The 15724-nt window shown below is 55.3% G+C and carries 14 protein-coding genes; 11 read left to right on the plus strand and 3 right to left on the minus strand.

Annotated features, from left to right (window positions below):
- The first annotated feature begins 27 nt into the window (after positions 1 to 27).
- The 8 genes from csgA to ymdB all read left to right on the plus strand — a co-directional run bounded on the left by csgA (position 28) and on the right by ymdB (position 7977).
- Positions 28 to 441 carry a curli major subunit CsgA gene (gene csgA / locus CNE01S_RS01360; RefSeq protein ID WP_061272528.1) on the plus strand — a complete coding sequence of 138 codons (414 nt, stop codon included), beginning with the start codon at positions 28 to 30 and terminating at the stop codon, positions 439 to 441.
- Positions 442 to 498: 57 nt separating this feature from the next.
- Positions 499 to 828 (plus strand): curli assembly chaperone CsgC, encoded by a 330-nt coding sequence (gene csgC, locus CNE01S_RS01365; RefSeq protein ID WP_061272530.1) that lies wholly within the window; start codon positions 499 to 501, stop codon positions 826 to 828.
- A 114-nt stretch (positions 829 to 942) separates the two neighbouring features.
- Positions 943 to 1257, plus strand: a complete 315-nt coding sequence (locus CNE01S_RS01370; protein ID WP_255212409.1) for a YmdA family protein — start codon at positions 943 to 945, stop codon at positions 1255 to 1257.
- Positions 1258 to 1361: 104 nt separating this feature from the next.
- Positions 1362 to 1967 (plus strand): outer membrane lipoprotein carrier protein LolA, encoded by a 606-nt coding sequence (locus CNE01S_RS01375; RefSeq protein ID WP_061272532.1) that lies wholly within the window; start codon positions 1362 to 1364, stop codon positions 1965 to 1967.
- 113 nt (positions 1968 to 2080) lie between these two features.
- Positions 2081 to 2962 (plus strand): Fe(3+)-hydroxamate ABC transporter substrate-binding protein FhuD, encoded by an 882-nt coding sequence (fhuD, locus tag CNE01S_RS01380; protein ID WP_061272534.1) that lies wholly within the window; start codon positions 2081 to 2083, stop codon positions 2960 to 2962.
- The gene (gene fhuB / locus CNE01S_RS01385; protein WP_082763178.1) at positions 2953 to 4890 is read left to right on the plus strand and encodes a Fe(3+)-hydroxamate ABC transporter permease FhuB; all 1938 of its coding nucleotides are present in this window, start codon (positions 2953 to 2955) and stop codon (positions 4888 to 4890) included. Before fhuD ends, fhuB begins: the two co-directional genes overlap by 10 nt.
- Before the next feature lie 189 nt (positions 4891 to 5079).
- Positions 5080 to 7296: a TonB-dependent receptor gene (locus tag CNE01S_RS01390; protein WP_061272538.1), complete on the plus strand. Its 2217-nt coding sequence runs from the start codon at positions 5080 to 5082 to the stop codon at positions 7294 to 7296.
- 150 nt (positions 7297 to 7446) lie between these two features.
- The gene (gene ymdB, locus CNE01S_RS01395) at positions 7447 to 7977 is read left to right on the plus strand and encodes an O-acetyl-ADP-ribose deacetylase (RefSeq protein WP_061272540.1); all 531 of its coding nucleotides are present in this window, start codon (positions 7447 to 7449) and stop codon (positions 7975 to 7977) included.
- A 94-nt stretch (positions 7978 to 8071) separates the two neighbouring features.
- On the opposite strand, the gene mdoC is transcribed toward ymdB, so the two are convergent.
- Positions 8072 to 9232: a glucans biosynthesis protein MdoC gene (gene mdoC, locus CNE01S_RS01400; protein WP_061272542.1), complete on the minus strand. Its 1161-nt coding sequence runs from the start codon at positions 9230 to 9232 to the stop codon at positions 8072 to 8074.
- A gap of 295 nt (positions 9233 to 9527) precedes the next feature.
- On the opposite strand from mdoC, the gene mdoG reads away from it, so the two are divergent.
- The 3 genes from mdoG to CNE01S_RS01415 all read left to right on the plus strand — a co-directional run bounded on the left by mdoG (position 9528) and on the right by CNE01S_RS01415 (position 13915).
- The gene (gene mdoG, locus CNE01S_RS01405; RefSeq protein WP_096754202.1) at positions 9528 to 11063 is read left to right on the plus strand and encodes a glucans biosynthesis protein MdoG; all 1536 of its coding nucleotides are present in this window, start codon (positions 9528 to 9530) and stop codon (positions 11061 to 11063) included.
- Positions 11056 to 13587: a glucans biosynthesis glucosyltransferase MdoH gene (mdoH, locus tag CNE01S_RS01410; RefSeq protein ID WP_061272544.1), complete on the plus strand. Its 2532-nt coding sequence runs from the start codon at positions 11056 to 11058 to the stop codon at positions 13585 to 13587. Before mdoG ends, mdoH begins: the two co-directional genes overlap by 8 nt.
- 106 nt (positions 13588 to 13693) lie before the next feature.
- Positions 13694 to 13915: a YceK/YidQ family lipoprotein gene (locus CNE01S_RS01415; protein ID WP_409450381.1), complete on the plus strand. Its 222-nt coding sequence runs from the start codon at positions 13694 to 13696 to the stop codon at positions 13913 to 13915.
- A gap of 3 nt (positions 13916 to 13918) precedes the next feature.
- Here CNE01S_RS01415 and CNE01S_RS01420 read toward each other — a convergent pair whose 3' ends face one another.
- Together CNE01S_RS01420 and mdtG are read right to left on the minus strand one after the other, a co-directional pair.
- Positions 13919 to 14293 carry a MysB family protein gene (locus tag CNE01S_RS01420; protein WP_008453535.1) on the minus strand — a complete coding sequence of 125 codons (375 nt, stop codon included), beginning with the start codon at positions 14291 to 14293 and terminating at the stop codon, positions 13919 to 13921.
- A 94-nt stretch (positions 14294 to 14387) separates the two neighbouring features.
- Positions 14388 to 15614 (minus strand): multidrug efflux MFS transporter MdtG, encoded by a 1227-nt coding sequence (gene mdtG / locus CNE01S_RS01425; protein WP_061272546.1) that lies wholly within the window; start codon positions 15612 to 15614, stop codon positions 14388 to 14390.
- Positions 15615 to 15724 lie beyond the last annotated feature (110 nt).

Raw genomic sequence — 15724 nt, forward strand, 5'->3', positions numbered from 1 at the left:
AACTATCAATACGATGGGGGTTTTAGTATGAATCTTTTCAAAGTGGCAGCATTAGCAGCATTGGTTGTTTCTGCAGGGGCAATGGCTACCTATCCGCAACAGGCTCAGCACTCGACCTTGAAAATATATCAGCAAGGTAACGGAAATAATGCCACAGCACTGCAGTCGAATGCTTTCTATTCGAAGACCGAAATTAAACAGTTGGGCACGGTTAATGGTGCAAAAGTTGGCCAGGGCTCTGACAGCAGCGATATTAAATTGCTGCAGGACGGCTACGGTAACAATGCCACCCTGAGCCAGTGGAACGGTAAAAACGCACAGATTGATGTTCAGCAGTTCGGGACCAACAACGGGGCTGTGGTTAACCAGACGGCATCAAGCTCTCTGGTGGCCGTCACCCAGTTCGGCAACGGCAATCACGCCACGGCTTCTCAGTACTAAAGCGACCTGGTTATCGCGAAAACAGGGCCCCGGGCCCTGTTTTTCTTTGGAGGTTGTATGCATACCCTGGTATTGCTTGCCGCGCTCTCGAGTCAGCTGACGTTTAATACCCGGCAGCAGGAAAACATATACACGATAACGCCTGTCGCCACGCTGGCGGCGGATTGCCAATGCACAATGACGCTGGTGGCAAACAAAACGGGCTCGTCGGGGCAAAGCTCCAGCCATCAAAGCAGTGAACTGTTTATTAAAGCGCATGAGGCCGTTGATCTGTCGCAGCTAAGTTTGAATATTGACCCCGGCGACAGCGTCACGGTCACCGTGACATTGAGTGACGGTAAAGCCTTTCACCTTGAGCAACAGTGGCATAAATCGGGCAATCCTTGACGGCCAACAAATATATGTGACAGAGGTATTGCAAGAACAAAAAACATGGATCACTGTTTAATTATCTTTGATTTTCTGCCGATAACCTTCAGGGACGACAGCAATCGAGGAGTAATGAACGTGAAAGCAAGTTTTAAGAAGTATTTGCTTTGTCTGGCGCTGGGCATCGCGGTTTCACCGGTTTCTCAGGCCGCATCCTCAGGCATTATCCATTTTCGAGGTGAAATAGTAGAAGGCGGCTGCCAGTGGACACCTGCCAGTACCAATATCGCCATGACCTGCACCGAAAAAGGCAAGCCCGTCACTCAGACCGTTGCCCTCAGCGCCCTGGATGGCGTAACCCTTCATAATGACAGTACGATGCAAACCCGCGTGCAATACCTCGACCCGCAGCACAAAACAGCCGTGCTGTACGTTACCTATCAATAACTTTACGGCCCGTGTTAAAACGGGCCGCGTATTTTTGGTTTCAGGCCACCTGGCAGAGTAAACTAATACGGAACGATTTAGGTTGAACGTATAGGGTTACTGCTGTGATAAAAAGTTTGTTTCTTTGTCTTCTGCTGGCGGCGCAGGCGGCCGGAGCGGTGACGCTGGATGACATTCAGAAGCGATTTGCCGCCGTCCCGGTAATGCGGGCGCAGTTCGAGCAGGAGCGCCAGATAAAAGGCATGGCGCAGCCGCTGCATTCCAGCGGGCGGATTGTGGTCTCTAAGCATAAAGGGCTGTGGTGGCAGCAGCGTCAGCCTTTCCCGATGAAGCTGGTTGTGGGGGCAAATCGGATGATTCAGGTGATGGGCAATCAGCCGCCTCAGGCCGTGACCGCGGAAAGTAACCCCCAGATGTTCCAGTTCAACCAACTGTTGCGCCGGTTGTTCTATATCGACCGAAAAACGCTTGAGAAAGATTTCATCAGCGAATTTTCCGACCAGGGAGAGGGGAAATGGCGGCTGGTATTAATTCCTTTTGGGGAAACGCTCAGTGGCTTGTTCCGTTCCATTACGCTGTATGGCGAGAAGTCGATTGACCGGATTGAGCTTAATGATGTGGAGGGTAACTCTACGGAGATAACGCTCACGCATTATCAGTTTGAACCCCGTACGCTGAGTCAGGATGAGCGCAAACGCTTTGTCTTTTAATTAATGCCACCGGCGGTGGGACATGGGCCGCTGGCTGAGTTTTTGATTGCGTTGTCGGTGAGCAGCGGCATAATGTGTAAAACTTAATTAGAACGATAACTATTGCTATTTATATGGATGTTTCTCTCAGCCGTCGACGCCTGCTGGCGTTTGCTTCCTTGCTGCCTCTGTCGGCAGTTCTTCCCTGCCAGGCTGAAGCGCGCCGCTTTGATGTTGCACGTATTATTGCCCTGGAATGGCGCCCGGTCGAAATGTTGCTGGCGCTCGGGATCGTGCCGATGGCCATTGCCGATAAGCGTAATTATCACCGCTGGGTAGGGGAGCCCAAGCTGCCTGATACCGTCGTCGATGTTGGGCTGCGAAATGAACCCAACCGCGAGCTGATGCAGCGTCTCAATCCTTCTCTCTTTTTGATTTCTAAAGGCTTCGGTCCGGCAGAGTCAGATTTAACATCTATTGCCCCCTGCTGGTCGACGGCCTTTAATGATGCCTCTGGCCGCCCGCTGGCACTGCTGGAAAAAGATCTGTTGAGGCTCGGGCAGTTTTTAGGGCGGGAGCAGCAGGCCACGGAGCATCTGACTCATTTTCACCAACAGATTGCCGCCACCCGCGAAAAGCTGCCGGGTCAGCCTAAGCCGCTGGTGATGTTTTCATTTCTTGATAGCCGTCGGGTGATGATCTTTGGCCACAACAGTTTGTTTAACGACCTGCTGGAGCGGCTGGGAATGCGGAACGCCTGGGACGGGAAAACCAATGCCTGGGGGAGTGCCGTGGTGGGCATTGAAACTCTGGTCAGGCTGGAGAACGTCACGGCGCTGTGTTTTATGCACGGTGATGACGATCCGGTCAAAACGGTGGCCAAATCTGCGCTATGGCAGGTGATGCCCTTCGTGCGCGAGGGCCAGTTGCACCTGCTGCCCGCGGTATGGTTTTACGGCGGTAGTTTTTCGGCGCTGCGTTTTTGCCAGCTCCTGCCGGAGGCATTGTGCGCATAATCCTGCTTTTACTCTGTGCCTTCACGCTGTTTTTGACCGGCTACAACTTCCAGCAAATGTTGCCCGCAGGCCTTTGGTGGCAGGCGATAACCCTGCCGCAGGTCACGGATGTTTCGCAGATGCTTTTTCATTACAGCCTGCTGCCGCGAACAACGCTGGCGCTGCTCACCGGTGCCGGACTGGCGCTGGCCGGCTGTCTGTTTCAGCATATTTTGCGCAATCCTCTGGCCGAGCCGGCAACCCTTGGCGTCGCGGCCGGGGCGCAGCTGGGGCTGACGCTTGCGACGCTGTTTTTGGCGGGAGCAGGGGAAACCGGCAAACAGCTTGCGGCGCTGGCTGGCGCAATGGCCGTAGGCAGCATTGTGCTGGGTGCCGCTTGGGGTAAACGCATGTCGCCGGTCACGCTGATCCTTGCCGGACTTGTGCTGGGACTGTATTGCGGGGCAGTGAAAAGTTTCCTCGTGCTGTTCAACCATGAACGCCTGCAAAACCTGTTTATCTGGAGCAGCGGGATGCTGAACCAGTACGACTGGGCTGGCGTGGAGTTTCTCTGGCCAAGGCTGCTGGCCGTGCTGGTGCTCATCGTCTCGATGATTCGTCCGCTGGGCATGCTGGCCCTGGACGACACGGTATTGCGTGGGCTGGGTATGAAGCTGGCTTTGGTTAGAGTTGGCGGGCTGTTTCTGGCGCTGCTGCTGAGTTCGATGCTGGTCAGCGTGGTGGGTGTGATCGGCTTTATTGGCCTGTTTGCACCGGTTCTGGCCGGGATGTTTGGCGTAAGGCGCCTGCTGCCTAAGCTTCTGGCTTCGATGGCGACGGGGGCACTGCTGCTGTTGCTGAGCGATCAGCTGGTTATTTGGGTTGAAAGCTATTGGCAAGAGTTGCCGACCGGAGCCGTGACGGCGTTGGTTGGCGCGCCTTTAATGCTGTGGCTATTGCCTCGCCTGCGCCATCAGCGTCTGGCGGCTTCTGATGATGCCAGTGCGGCTGCGGAACGCCGGCTTTCCCCTCGTACGGCGTTACTGATTACTGTTGTTTTGGCGCTGATGGCCTTACTGGCGCTGGGCGTTGGGCGGGAGAGCGCAGGCTGGTTTATCGGCATACAGGAAATGTGGCAGTGGCGCTGGCCGAGAGTGCTGTCGGCGATTGCCGCGGGCGCAATGCTCGCGGCGGCGGGTACGCTGGTGCAAAAAATGACCGGTAATCCTATGGCAAGTCCTGAGGTGTTGGGCGTGAGTTCAGGCGCGGCCTGCGCCATCGTGTTACTGATATTTCTGGTGCCCGGCGACGTCAGCGCATGGCAGCTGCCGGCAGGGTTTGCAGGCGCGGCGCTCACGCTGCTGGCGATGCTCGTTTTAGCCCGAACGGGGCTGGCACCGGGCCGGTTGCTGCTGACCGGCGTTGCGCTGAGTACCGTCTTTGCCACGCTGCTCACGCTGTATCTGGCCAGCGGAGATCCTCGTAGCGGCGCGGTACTGACGTGGCTATCTGGCTCCACCTGGAAAGTCACCGGGCAACAGGCTTTGGTGAGCGGCGGCATGGCGCTGGTACTCATAGGGCTTACGCCGCTGGTGCGTCGCTGGCTGACTATTCTGCCGCTGGGAGGCGAAGCTGCGCAGGCGCTGGGCGTGGCCCTGAGCCGTTCGCGTATCAGCATTCTGGTTCTGGCTGCCGGATTAGTCGCTACGGCAACGCTGTGTGTTGGGCCGCTAAGTTTTGTTGGCTTGATGGCACCGCACATGGCGAGGATGCTCGGCTTTCGCCGTGCAATGCCCCAGCTTATCGTGGCGATAGCCATCGGGGCCGGACTGATGCTGGTGGCCGACTGGCTGGGCCGAAGTCTTATCTTCCCGTTCCAGATCCCGGCGGGGTTGTTAGCCACGTTGTGTGGTGCGCCGTATTTTATCTGGCTATTGCGCAAAGCGTGATTGGCACTAAAAGCAGGCTTGTTCCGGGCGTAGCTGCTTTTTAATTCTCATCGATTTACGTGGCCAGGCGTTTATGCTGGCCAACGTCTCTCCGGGCATTTTTCTTGCAATTTTTAATGATGAAACGATAATCACGATCAAAATCATAATCGTTCTCATTAATTGTTTTTATTTTACCAGGAAATTTCGATGCCTCACCAACCTTCTCATCAGGCCGGGTTTAAACCTCGCCTGATTGCGGCGTTGATCGCTGCCGCCTGCATGCCTGTTGCCGCTGCCCCACAGGAAAATCCTCAGCAAAAAGCTTTAGTCAAAGAAGAGACCATTACCGTTACTGCGACCCCGGAGACTCAGTTCAGCGCGGGCGGTAACGAGCTGGTGCCTGCTTATCTGGAAGGGCAGGTGGCCAACGGCGGCCGTCTGGGCATGCTCGGTGAGCAGGATGCTCGCAACGTGCCGTTTAACGTCATCGGTTATACCTCCAAAATGATTGAGGACAAGCAGGCCAATACTATCAGCGACATTATCCGCAATGACGCGACTATTCAGCCCGTGCGTAGCTACGGTAACTTCGGCGAATCCTACCGCATTCGTGGTTTCTTGCTCGACGGCGACGATATTTCATACGGCGGACTTTACGGCGTGCTGCCACGTCAGATAACGAGCACGGCTATTGCGGAGCGCGTGGAGGTTATTAAAGGTTCCACGGCTTTCCTAAACGGCGTGCCGCCGGGCGGATCTGGCGTGGGTGGGGCTATCAATATCGAGCCTAAGCGTGCGGGAAGTGAACCGCATACCCAGCTTGGCGTGGATTATACCGGGCGCTCGCAGGTAGGCGGCACGCTGGATACCGGCCGCAGATTTGGCGATAACGATCAGTTTGGTGCCCGCGTTAACCTGCTTCACCGCGAGGGCGAAAGCGAAGTTCATGGCCAGAAGGACAGAACGTCGCTGGCAAGCGTCGGGCTGGATTACAAAGGCGATAAGCTGCGGACTTCCTTTGACGGTGGCTATCAGAAAATGACGGTGCATAATGGGCGTATCGGCGTTGGCGTTGGGGCGATTACGGAGATGCCTGACGTGCCGGATAACCGTACAAACTACGGGCAGCCGTGGGTTTATTCGGATATGAACAGCCGTTTTGCCGCCCTGCACAGCGAGTATGATCTGCAGGACAACTGGACGCTTTATGGCGCGCTGGGCACCAGCGAAACCGACGAGCGCGGTAATTACAGCGTGCCTAAGTTTGTTGATAACAAGGGCAACACCAGCCAGACCCGTCTTTCTACGCGCTACATCGCCGACGCTTTCTCCGGCATGGGCGGCGTGCGGGGGAAATTCGATACCGGCTTTATCGGCCACAGCGTGAACCTCGGCTATTCCGGCGTTTATCGTAAAACCCGCGCGGCCTACACCATGTCATCCGGTAAGACCGCCGTCGGGAATAATATCTACGATCCGTCTTATCTCGACCTCAGCCGTTTTCCGACCGTCGCTTCTGGCAGCAATATGGACGATCCAACCCAGCGGAGCCGCACCATAACTAGCGGCGTTTCGCTTTCAGATACGCTTTCCGCGCTGGACGATAAGGTGCTGTTAACCGTGGGCGCTCGTCGCCAGGAAGTACGGGTCCGCAACTACAGCTATACGGGGGTAGAAGATCAGAAATCGCGCTTTGACGCTTTCAAGGTTACGCCGGTGTATGGCCTGGTGGTGAAGCCGTGGGAGCCAGTCTCTTTCTACGCCAACCACATCGAAGCGCTGCAGCCTGGGCCTACGGCAACGTCTAAAGCAACCAATGCCGGTAACGTGGTCGGGGTTGTGCAGTCGAAGCAGAACGAGGTCGGCGTGAAGATGGACTTTGGCCGCGTGGGCGGCAGCCTGGCGCTGTTTGAGATCAAAAAGCCGGTGGGAATGATCGACAGCAACAATGTTTACGGCCTGTATGGCGAGCAGCGCAGCCGCGGTATGGAGCTGAATGTTTTTGGCGAGCCGGTATATGGCGTGCGGCTGCTGGGAAGTGCCCTGTGGCTTGAGCCAGAAATGGTGAAGACTAACGGCGGGACAAACGACGGTAAGGACGCGATTGGCGTACCGCGCTACTCCTGGTCCGTGGGCGGGGAGTGGGATCTGCCGTGGGTGCAGAACCTGACTGCGACGGGGACGCTGCTCCGTACCGGCTCACAATACGCCAACGTCGACAATAGCCTCAGGCTGAACGGCTGGACAAGGCTCGATCTTGGTGTGCGTTACAGCATGAAGGTTAACGAGCAGACGCTGACCTGGCGCGCCAACGTCGAAAATGTCACCAACGAGAAATACTGGGCCTCTATCGACGACAGCGGATCGTATATTACGCAAAGTGACCCACGCACGCTGAAACTTTCTATGACTGTTGATTTCTAATCCAATAACAAATGCCCCGTTAAGGCGGGGTTTTTTGTGACTGATATCCGGACATTTTCAACAGTTGAAATGTCCGGAAACGATAATAGTCATGTACGCGCCCCGTCTGACGAGAATAGACTACGGCAAAGTACAGTTGGAGAATGGTTAATGAGTGAACGCATACAGGTAATCCAGGGTGACATCACGCAGATTGAGGTCGATGTGATCGTCAACGCGGCAAACCCTTCGCTGATGGGCGGTGGGGGAGTGGATGGGGCGATTCATCGCGCCGCCGGGCCTGCGCTATTGGAAGCCTGTAAAGCGGTACGCCAGCTGCAGGGCGAATGCGCCCCTGGCCATGCGGTGATCACTGAAGCCGGGAACATTGCGGTAAAAGCGGTGATTCACGCCGTAGGGCCGGTCTGGCACGGTGGAGAGCAGAACGAAGCTGAGCTTTTGGAACTGGCCTACCGCAATAGTCTGGATTTGGCCGCCGCTAACGGCTATCGATCAATTGCTTTCCCTGCAATCAGCACCGGCGTGTACGGCTTCCCAAAGGCTCAAGCCGCGCGGATAGCATGGGATGTTGTTTACAAATACATTGGCCAGCGGCCGCTGCCGGAGCGTGTGGTATTTGTCTGCTTTGATGATGAAAACACGCAGATTTATCAGCAGATTGCAGCTGAGTGTCATAAATAAATCACAACAGTTTCATAAAACTTCAATCTACGGCGGCTAAGATTCCTGGCGCAGAGATAACAAAGGCCGGTGTTAATGACCGGCCTTTCGTGTGTTATCCCGCAAATGATTGTGGCGTAGCCGCTTTCTCCTTCGGCTTGCCTGAAAACAGGAAGCGAAGCAGGGGAATGCGCAGGTGCAGCTCATAGAGCAGCAGCGCAATGCCAACCACAAAGACCAGCCCGCTGAAGAAGCCTAAAATATTGGACGTGATGTGCGGCGTGATAAACGCGCCGAAGAACAGCGTGAGCGGATGGTGTACCAGATAAATAAATAGCGATGCATTAACGAAATAGGTCACTCGCGCAGATTTAAAATTCAGCATTTTATAGCCCAGCGAAAACACCACGTTGACCATCCATAGCCCCATCAGCATGGTGATCACGCTTTCTGTTTCGTACATCCAGGCATCGCCGCTGCCGTAGCGCTGGTTTAATAAGTAAGCAGCAAACGCAAAGACCGCGCCCACCTGGCTCCAGCGTGAAGGCGTGGTGAACAGGATTTTCAGCGACTCGCGTTTGAACGTCAGCGCGCCGAGCATAAAGAACGGCAGATAGAACAGCGTTTGCATTACCACGAAATTAAACAGCCCGTCGCTTAATAACGGCGCGTGGATAATAAAAATAGTTCGGCGAATAGCGGCATATAAAATGCCGAAGCCAAGAAATAAAAGTGAGAGTTTTCCCAGGGTAATTGGTGAATTATTATTCTTTTCGTTTCGAATTATAAAATTATTAATTTTTTGAAACAAAACCATGCCCAGGGTCGTTAATATCACCAGGACCAGTAAAAACCACAGGTGAGACACAAGCTCCCACACCAGCGTATTGTATTTTTGATAACCGGTGAGCGTATGCCACAAGCCGGCTTTATCGTTGATGTATTGCAGCATCATGAACTGAGGCAGCGTCAGCAGCGGTATCGCGGTGAGCATCGGGATGCCGACCCGCTCTACGCGCACGGTCCACCAGCGTTTCAGCGGGTAGCGTAGAAATAGCATGTAGGAAAAATAGCCGGAAATAACGAAGAAAACCTGCATACGAAACGCGTGAATAAAGTCATTAAATAGCGTCAGGCTCGCAGAGGGCATCGCACTATTCACGTGCCAGTGGTGGCTCGAATAGATAAGCGAAATGTGGAACGGGATGCCCAATAGCATCAACCATGCCCGGATAGAATCCAGGAAAAACTCACGTTGTTGCGGTGCGTTACTCATAATACTCCAGACATTTTCAGACTATTCGTCTTATCCTTAAGACCCTATCCCATCAGGCTAAAAGTCCAGTTCAGTCTACATATTCGTGGCAACCCTACACTAAGCATGTCATCCTGTCGCCAGGATGAACTCTTAAAGCGTAAGCAGTTGTCTTTATTTTGCTTAAACCCTGAGCCAGTACGCTGAACAAAGCGGTGATTTGGTTGTCGGAAAGCAAAACTTTCCATTAAAATGGATAGATTGATTTAAGCACACAAAGGGGGATGTGCTGGTTAATATGAAACATAAAGCAAATATGATGAAAGTGTCCTGGCTTGGCGCTGCGGTAATGTTGTCCCTTTATACCACCTCGGTTTGGGCGTTCACTATCGACGATGTCGCAAAACAGGCGAAAACCTTAGCGGGCAAGAGCTACGAAGCACCGAAAAGCAACCTGCCTTCGCAATTCCGTGAGATGAAATACGCGGACTACCAGCAGATCCAGTTTAATCACGATAAAGCTTACTGGAACAACATCAAGACCCCATTCAAGCTCGAGTTCTACCATCAGGGTATGTACTTCGACTCGCCGGTAACCATTAACGAAGTGACCGCCACCGCGGTGCATCAGATCAAATACAACCCGGACTATTTTAACTTCGGTGATGTAAAGCACGATAAAGACACCGTAAAAGATCTCGGTTTTGCCGGGTTCAAAGTGCTCTATCCGATCAACAGCAAAGATAAGAACGACGAAATTGTCAGCATGCTCGGAGCGAGTTACTTCCGCGTAATTGGCGCCGGCCAGGTGTATGGCCTGTCCGCCCGTGGTCTGGCGATTGATACCGCTTTGCCTTCTGGCGAAGAGTTCCCTCGTTTCCGCGAATACTGGATTGAACGTCCGAAACCAACGGATAAAACGTTAACCCTGTATGCACTGCTTGATTCCCCACGAGCGACCGGGGCTTACCGTTTTGTTATCACCCCAGGGCGCGATACCGTGGTGAACGTACAGTCGAAAGTTTACCTGCGTGACAAAGTGGGCAAACTGGGCGTCGCGCCGCTGACCAGTATGTTCCTGTTCGGGCCAAATCAGCCGTCCCCAACGACTAACTTCCGTCCGGAGCTGCATGACTCTAACGGCCTGTCTATTCATGCCGGTAACGGCGAATGGATCTGGCGTCCGCTGAACAACCCGAAACACCTGGCCGTCAGTTCTTACGCCACGGAAAACCCGGTTGGTTTTGGCCTGCTGCAACGTGGCCGTCAGTTCTCTCGCTTTGAAGATTTAGACGATCGCTACGATCAGCGCCCTAGTGCGTGGGTTGCGCCGGTCGGGGATTGGGGCAAAGGTCGCGTAGAGCTGGTTGAAATCCCAACCAACGACGAAACGAATGACAACATCGTTGCTTACTGGACGCCAGACCAGCTGCCGGATCCTGGCAAAGAGATGAACTTTAAGTACACCATCACCTTTAGCCGCGACGAAGACAAAATGCATGCGCCGGATAACGCGTATGTGCTGCAAACTCGCCGTTCTACCGGGGATGTGAAGCAGTCTAACCTGATCCGCCAGCCGGACGGCACCATCGCGTTTGTGGTGGACTTTACCGGGGCAGACATGAAAAAACTGCCAGCCGATACGCCGGTCACCGCACAGACCAGCATTGGCGATAACGGTGAAATCGTTGACAGCCAGGTGCGCTATAACCCGGTCAACAAAGGCTGGCGTTTAACGCTGCGCGTGAAGCTGAAAGACGAGAAGAAGACGACGGAAATGCGTGCTGCGCTGGTTAACGGCGAGCAGACATTGAGTGAAACCTGGAGCTACCAGCTGCCTGCCAATGAATAAGTCTACTGAATTCTCGCACGACTACATCGAAGCACTCCCGCTTTCTGCTGAGCAGAAGGCGGCTTTGCCGACATCTGACCTTCAGGCGGTGCATGAGGCGCTTGATGCGCAGCATCACCCTTTTGAACGTGCGGATGATTCCCCCCTGGCTTCGGTAAAAGCGCGTCTTGAGGCGAGCTGGCCGGGTTCCCTCGGCGGCGAACAGCTGATTACCGATGATGAAGGGCGCACTCAGCTTCAGGCCATGCCGAAAGCGACGCGAGCTTCTATGTTCCCGGACCCGTGGCGTACCAACCCGATTGGCCGCTTCTGGGATCGCCTGCTTGGACGTGAAACGAAGTCTAAGTTCTCGTCTAAAGAAGAAGAGGCCTCTGAGCAGAAATGGCGTACCGTCGGCACTATTCGACGCTACATCCTGCTGATCCTCACGCTGGCGCAAACCGTGGTCGCGACCTGGTATATGAAGACGATTCTTCCGTATCAGGGCTGGGCGCTGATTAACCCGGCGGACATGGGGGGCCAGGATCTGTGGGTCTCCTTCATGCAACTGCTGCCGTACATCCTGCAAAGCGGCATCCTTATTCTGTTTGCCGTGCTGTTCTGCTGGGTCTCTGCCGGTTTCTGGACCGCGCTGATGGGCTTCCTGCAGTTGCTGATGGGCAAAGATAAATACAGCATTTCTGCGTCCACGGTGGGGGATGAGCCCATCAACCCTGAACACCGTACCGCGCTTATCATGCCGATTTGTAATGAAGACGTAGATCGCGTGTTTGCTGGCCTGCGGGCGACGTGGGAATCCGTCAAAGCCACCGGGCAGCAGGCGCACTTCGACGTGTATATCCTGAGCGACAGTTACAACCCGGATATCTGCGTTGCGGAGCAAAAAGCCTGGATGGAGCTGATTGCGGAAGTGCAGGGCGAAGGGCAGATCTTCTACCGCCGTCGTCGTCGTCGTGTGAAGCGTAAAAGCGGCAACATCGATGACTTCTGCCGCCGTTGGGGTAACCAGTACAGCTACATGGTGGTGCTGGACGCCGACTCCGTCATGAGCGGTGATTGCCTGACTAACCTCGTGCGCCTGATGGAAGCGAACCCGAAGGCCGGTATTATTCAGTCTTCGCCAAAAGCCTCCGGCATGGATACGCTGTACGCGCGCTGCCAGCAGTTCGCCACCCGCGTTTACGGGCCGCTCTTCACTGCGGGCCTGCACTTCTGGCAGTTGGGGGAATCCCACTACTGGGGCCACAACGCCATTATTCGCGTGAAGCCGTTCATTGAACACTGTGCGCTGGCGCCGCTGCCGGGTGAAGGTAACTTTGCCGGATCAATTCTTTCCCATGACTTCGTTGAAGCTGCGCTGATGCGCCGTGCCGGCTGGGGCGTGTGGATTGCTTACGATCTGCCTGGTTCATACGAAGAACTGCCGCCGAACCTGCTGGACGAGCTGAAACGCGATCGCCGCTGGTGCCAGGGCAACCTGATGAACTTCCGTCTGTTCCTGGTTAAGGGCATGCACCCGGTTCACCGTGCAGTGTTCCTGACTGGCGTCATGTCCTATCTGTCTGCCCCGCTGTGGTTTATGTTCCTGGCGCTGTCTACCGCCCTGCAGGTTGTCCACGCACTGACTGAGCCGCAGTACTTCCTCCAGCCGCGGCAGCTGTTCCCGGTCTGGCCGCAGTGGCGTCCTGAACTGGCGATTGCGCTGTTTGCCTCGACCATGGTTCTGCTGTTCCTGCCTAAGCTGCTGAGCATTATTCTTATCTGGTGCAAAGGCTCTAAAGAGTATGGCGGCTTCCTGCGTGTGACTTGTTCACTGCTGCTTGAAGTGCTGTTCTCCGTGCTGCTGGCGCCGGTGCGTATGCTGTTCCACACCGTGTTTGTGGTCAGCGCGTTCCTGGGTTGGGAAGTGGTCTGGAACTCACCGCAGCGTGACGATGACTCCACGCCTTGGGGTGAAGCCTTCATGCGCCACGGTTCTCAACTGCTGCTGGGTCTGGTCTGGGCGGTGGGCATGGCCTGGCTGGATCTGCGTTTCCTGTTCTGGCTGGCACCGATTGTCTTCTCACTGATCCTGTCGCCGTTCGTTTCCGTGCTCTCGAGCCGGGCGACCCTCGGCCTGCGCACCAAGCGCTGGAAGCTGTTCCTGATCCCGGAAGAGTATTCTCCGCCGCAGGTGCTGGTGGACACCGAGAACTATCTGGAGCTGAACCGCAGCCGCACGCTGGACGATGGCTTTATGCACGCGGTGTTTAACCCGTCGTTTAACGCCCTGAGCACGGCGATGGCAACGGCTCGCCACCGTAAGAGTCTGGTGCTGGAGATTGCCCGTGACCGTCACGTTGAGCAGGCGCTGAACGAAACGCCGGACAAACTCAATCGCGACCGCCGCCTGGTGCTGCTGAGCGACCCGATGACCATGTCGCGTTTGCATTATCGCGTGTGGGCGAACCCGGAGCGCTATTCCTCCTGGGTTGACAGCTACAGGAAGCTGCAGCTTAACCCGCTGGCGCTGACGTCAAAGTAAGCCGCAGCTAAGTGACAATGCCGACCTCAGGGTCGGCATTTTTTTGCCTTTTATCCGGCGATGGTTATACTCAGCGCTTCCGAACAGGAGAGCGTGTGTGGGTAGAATAATTGCGGTACTGATGATGGCGTTTCTGCTGAGCGGCTGCGGCAGCATTATTAGCCGGACGGTGCCGGGGCAGGGGCACGGAAACCAATATTACCCCGGCGTGCGCTGGGATGTACGCGAAGGCGCATGGCGTTATATCACCGTGCTCGACCTGCCGTTTTCGCTGATCTTTGACACTTTGCTCTTGCCGATTGACGCCAGCCACGGGCCTTATGAATAGCGACTAGCGCTCATCCCACTCGTCTGCCGCCGTGCGCCCCTCTTCGGTGTCCAGCGGCGGCTCAAGCTGAAATTCACCTTCGTCCCATTCGTGCAGCGTATTCTCTTCCAGCCACTCCTGGCGCAGCTCAATCTCATCGAAATCACCGTCAAACACGCTTTGCGCTGCTTCACCGCTGAGCATTGGCAGGCATTCGCCTTCCTCGCTGTCGTCGGTAAAGAACTCGGCCTGCCACATGATGTCGCCATCCTGTAAAACGTACTTCTGGAAATTGAACTGCTCGACGCTGGCGCTCTCTTCATCCACGCTCGGGTTATCGGCAAGATATTGTTCCCGCGCGGCATCAATGGCTTCTTCCAGGGTTGCATACATGCTCATGGGCATCTCCTTGTGGCAAAGGTCGGGGAGCGGCTGCTCCGTTACGATTTCCAGTTAATTGTTGACGCTGTTGGCAAATCTGCAAGTCTGAGATTCACTCTCCCGGAATACGGACTCGTTCGGCGGGTTGACGTAGCGTCATCCACGAGTAAAGGGCGTTAAACAGCACCACGCTGGCGGTGACCAGAAACACGGTGCGGAAGCCGTAGCTGGCGGAAACGGCGGCCCCGAGCAGCGGGCCGGTGACGTTGCCAATATCGCGGAAGGACTGGTTATAGCTGAAAATCCGGCCTGAGATTTGGTTCGAAGAGTTGTAAACCAGCAGCGTTTGCACGGCGGGGAGCAGCGCGCCGTCGGCGGCACCTAACAAGAAGCGTAAGATCCCGAGCTGCCACGGGTTTTGTACCAGCGACATAGGGATGAGCAGCAGAACGGAGATCAGCAGCGCGCCAATCAGGATCTTTTCCGGGCCGATGCGATCGCCTAGCTTGCCGAGTCTTGGAGCACTGATCAATGCCGCGACGCCAGGCACAGATGCAATCATCCCGCTAATAAACGCCAGATTGCTGACGTTACCGGCCAGATCGCGCACGTAGAGCGTTAAAATCGGCGCGATAGAGCCAGTGGCAACTTGTATGATCATCGTGGTGACAAACAGGCTCAGCACCAGGCGGGGATTTTTTAATGAGGTCAGCACCTGGCGGGCGTGCAGCATATCTTTTTTCGACACCGGCGTGAACGACTCACGGATAAAGAATAGCGTCATCACAAAGCAGATAAACAACACCAGCGAGGTGATAAAGAACACCGAGCGAAGCCCGTAGCTGTCAGCCATCAGACCGCCCATCAGCGGGCCTAACAACGCACCGCTGACCGCACCCGTAGAAAGCGTGCCGAGCGCCCAGCCGCTTTTATGGCGCGGTATCTGGGTGGCTATCAGAGCGTTGGCATTAGGCACAAACCCACCGAGCAGGCCGAGCAGAGCCCGTAGCGCCAGGAATTGCCAGATATTCTGCGCCAGTCCCATAAACAGCATCACGATAGACATCCCGAGCGCGGAACGCAGCAGCATGAGTTTTCGGCCTTTACGGTCGGCAAGCCCGCCCCAGAAAGGGGATGCCACGGCAGAAAACAGAAAAGTAATGCTGAAGACCAGCCCGGACCACATGTTCAGCTGGCTGTGGCCGGTGACCCCGAGTTGCTCAACGTAAAGCGGAAGGAACGGCATGACCAGGCTGAAGGCTGCGCCGGTCAGGAAGCAGCCAACCCAGACGACGGCCAGATTACGCTTCCAGTTGATAGTGCTGTCAGGGGGAGTCATACCGCTCCGAAGTTGCCAGTGCCAAAGAAAAGAGAGGGAATTATTACTCTGCTAATTATGCGCCTGTTGGCATTGGGCTGGCAAATCAAAGGGCTTTTTCGATCAAACGA

The organism is Cedecea neteri NBRC 105707 = ATCC 33855, from assembly GCF_001571265.1.
GTDB lineage: Bacteria > Pseudomonadota > Gammaproteobacteria > Enterobacterales > Enterobacteriaceae > Cedecea > Cedecea neteri.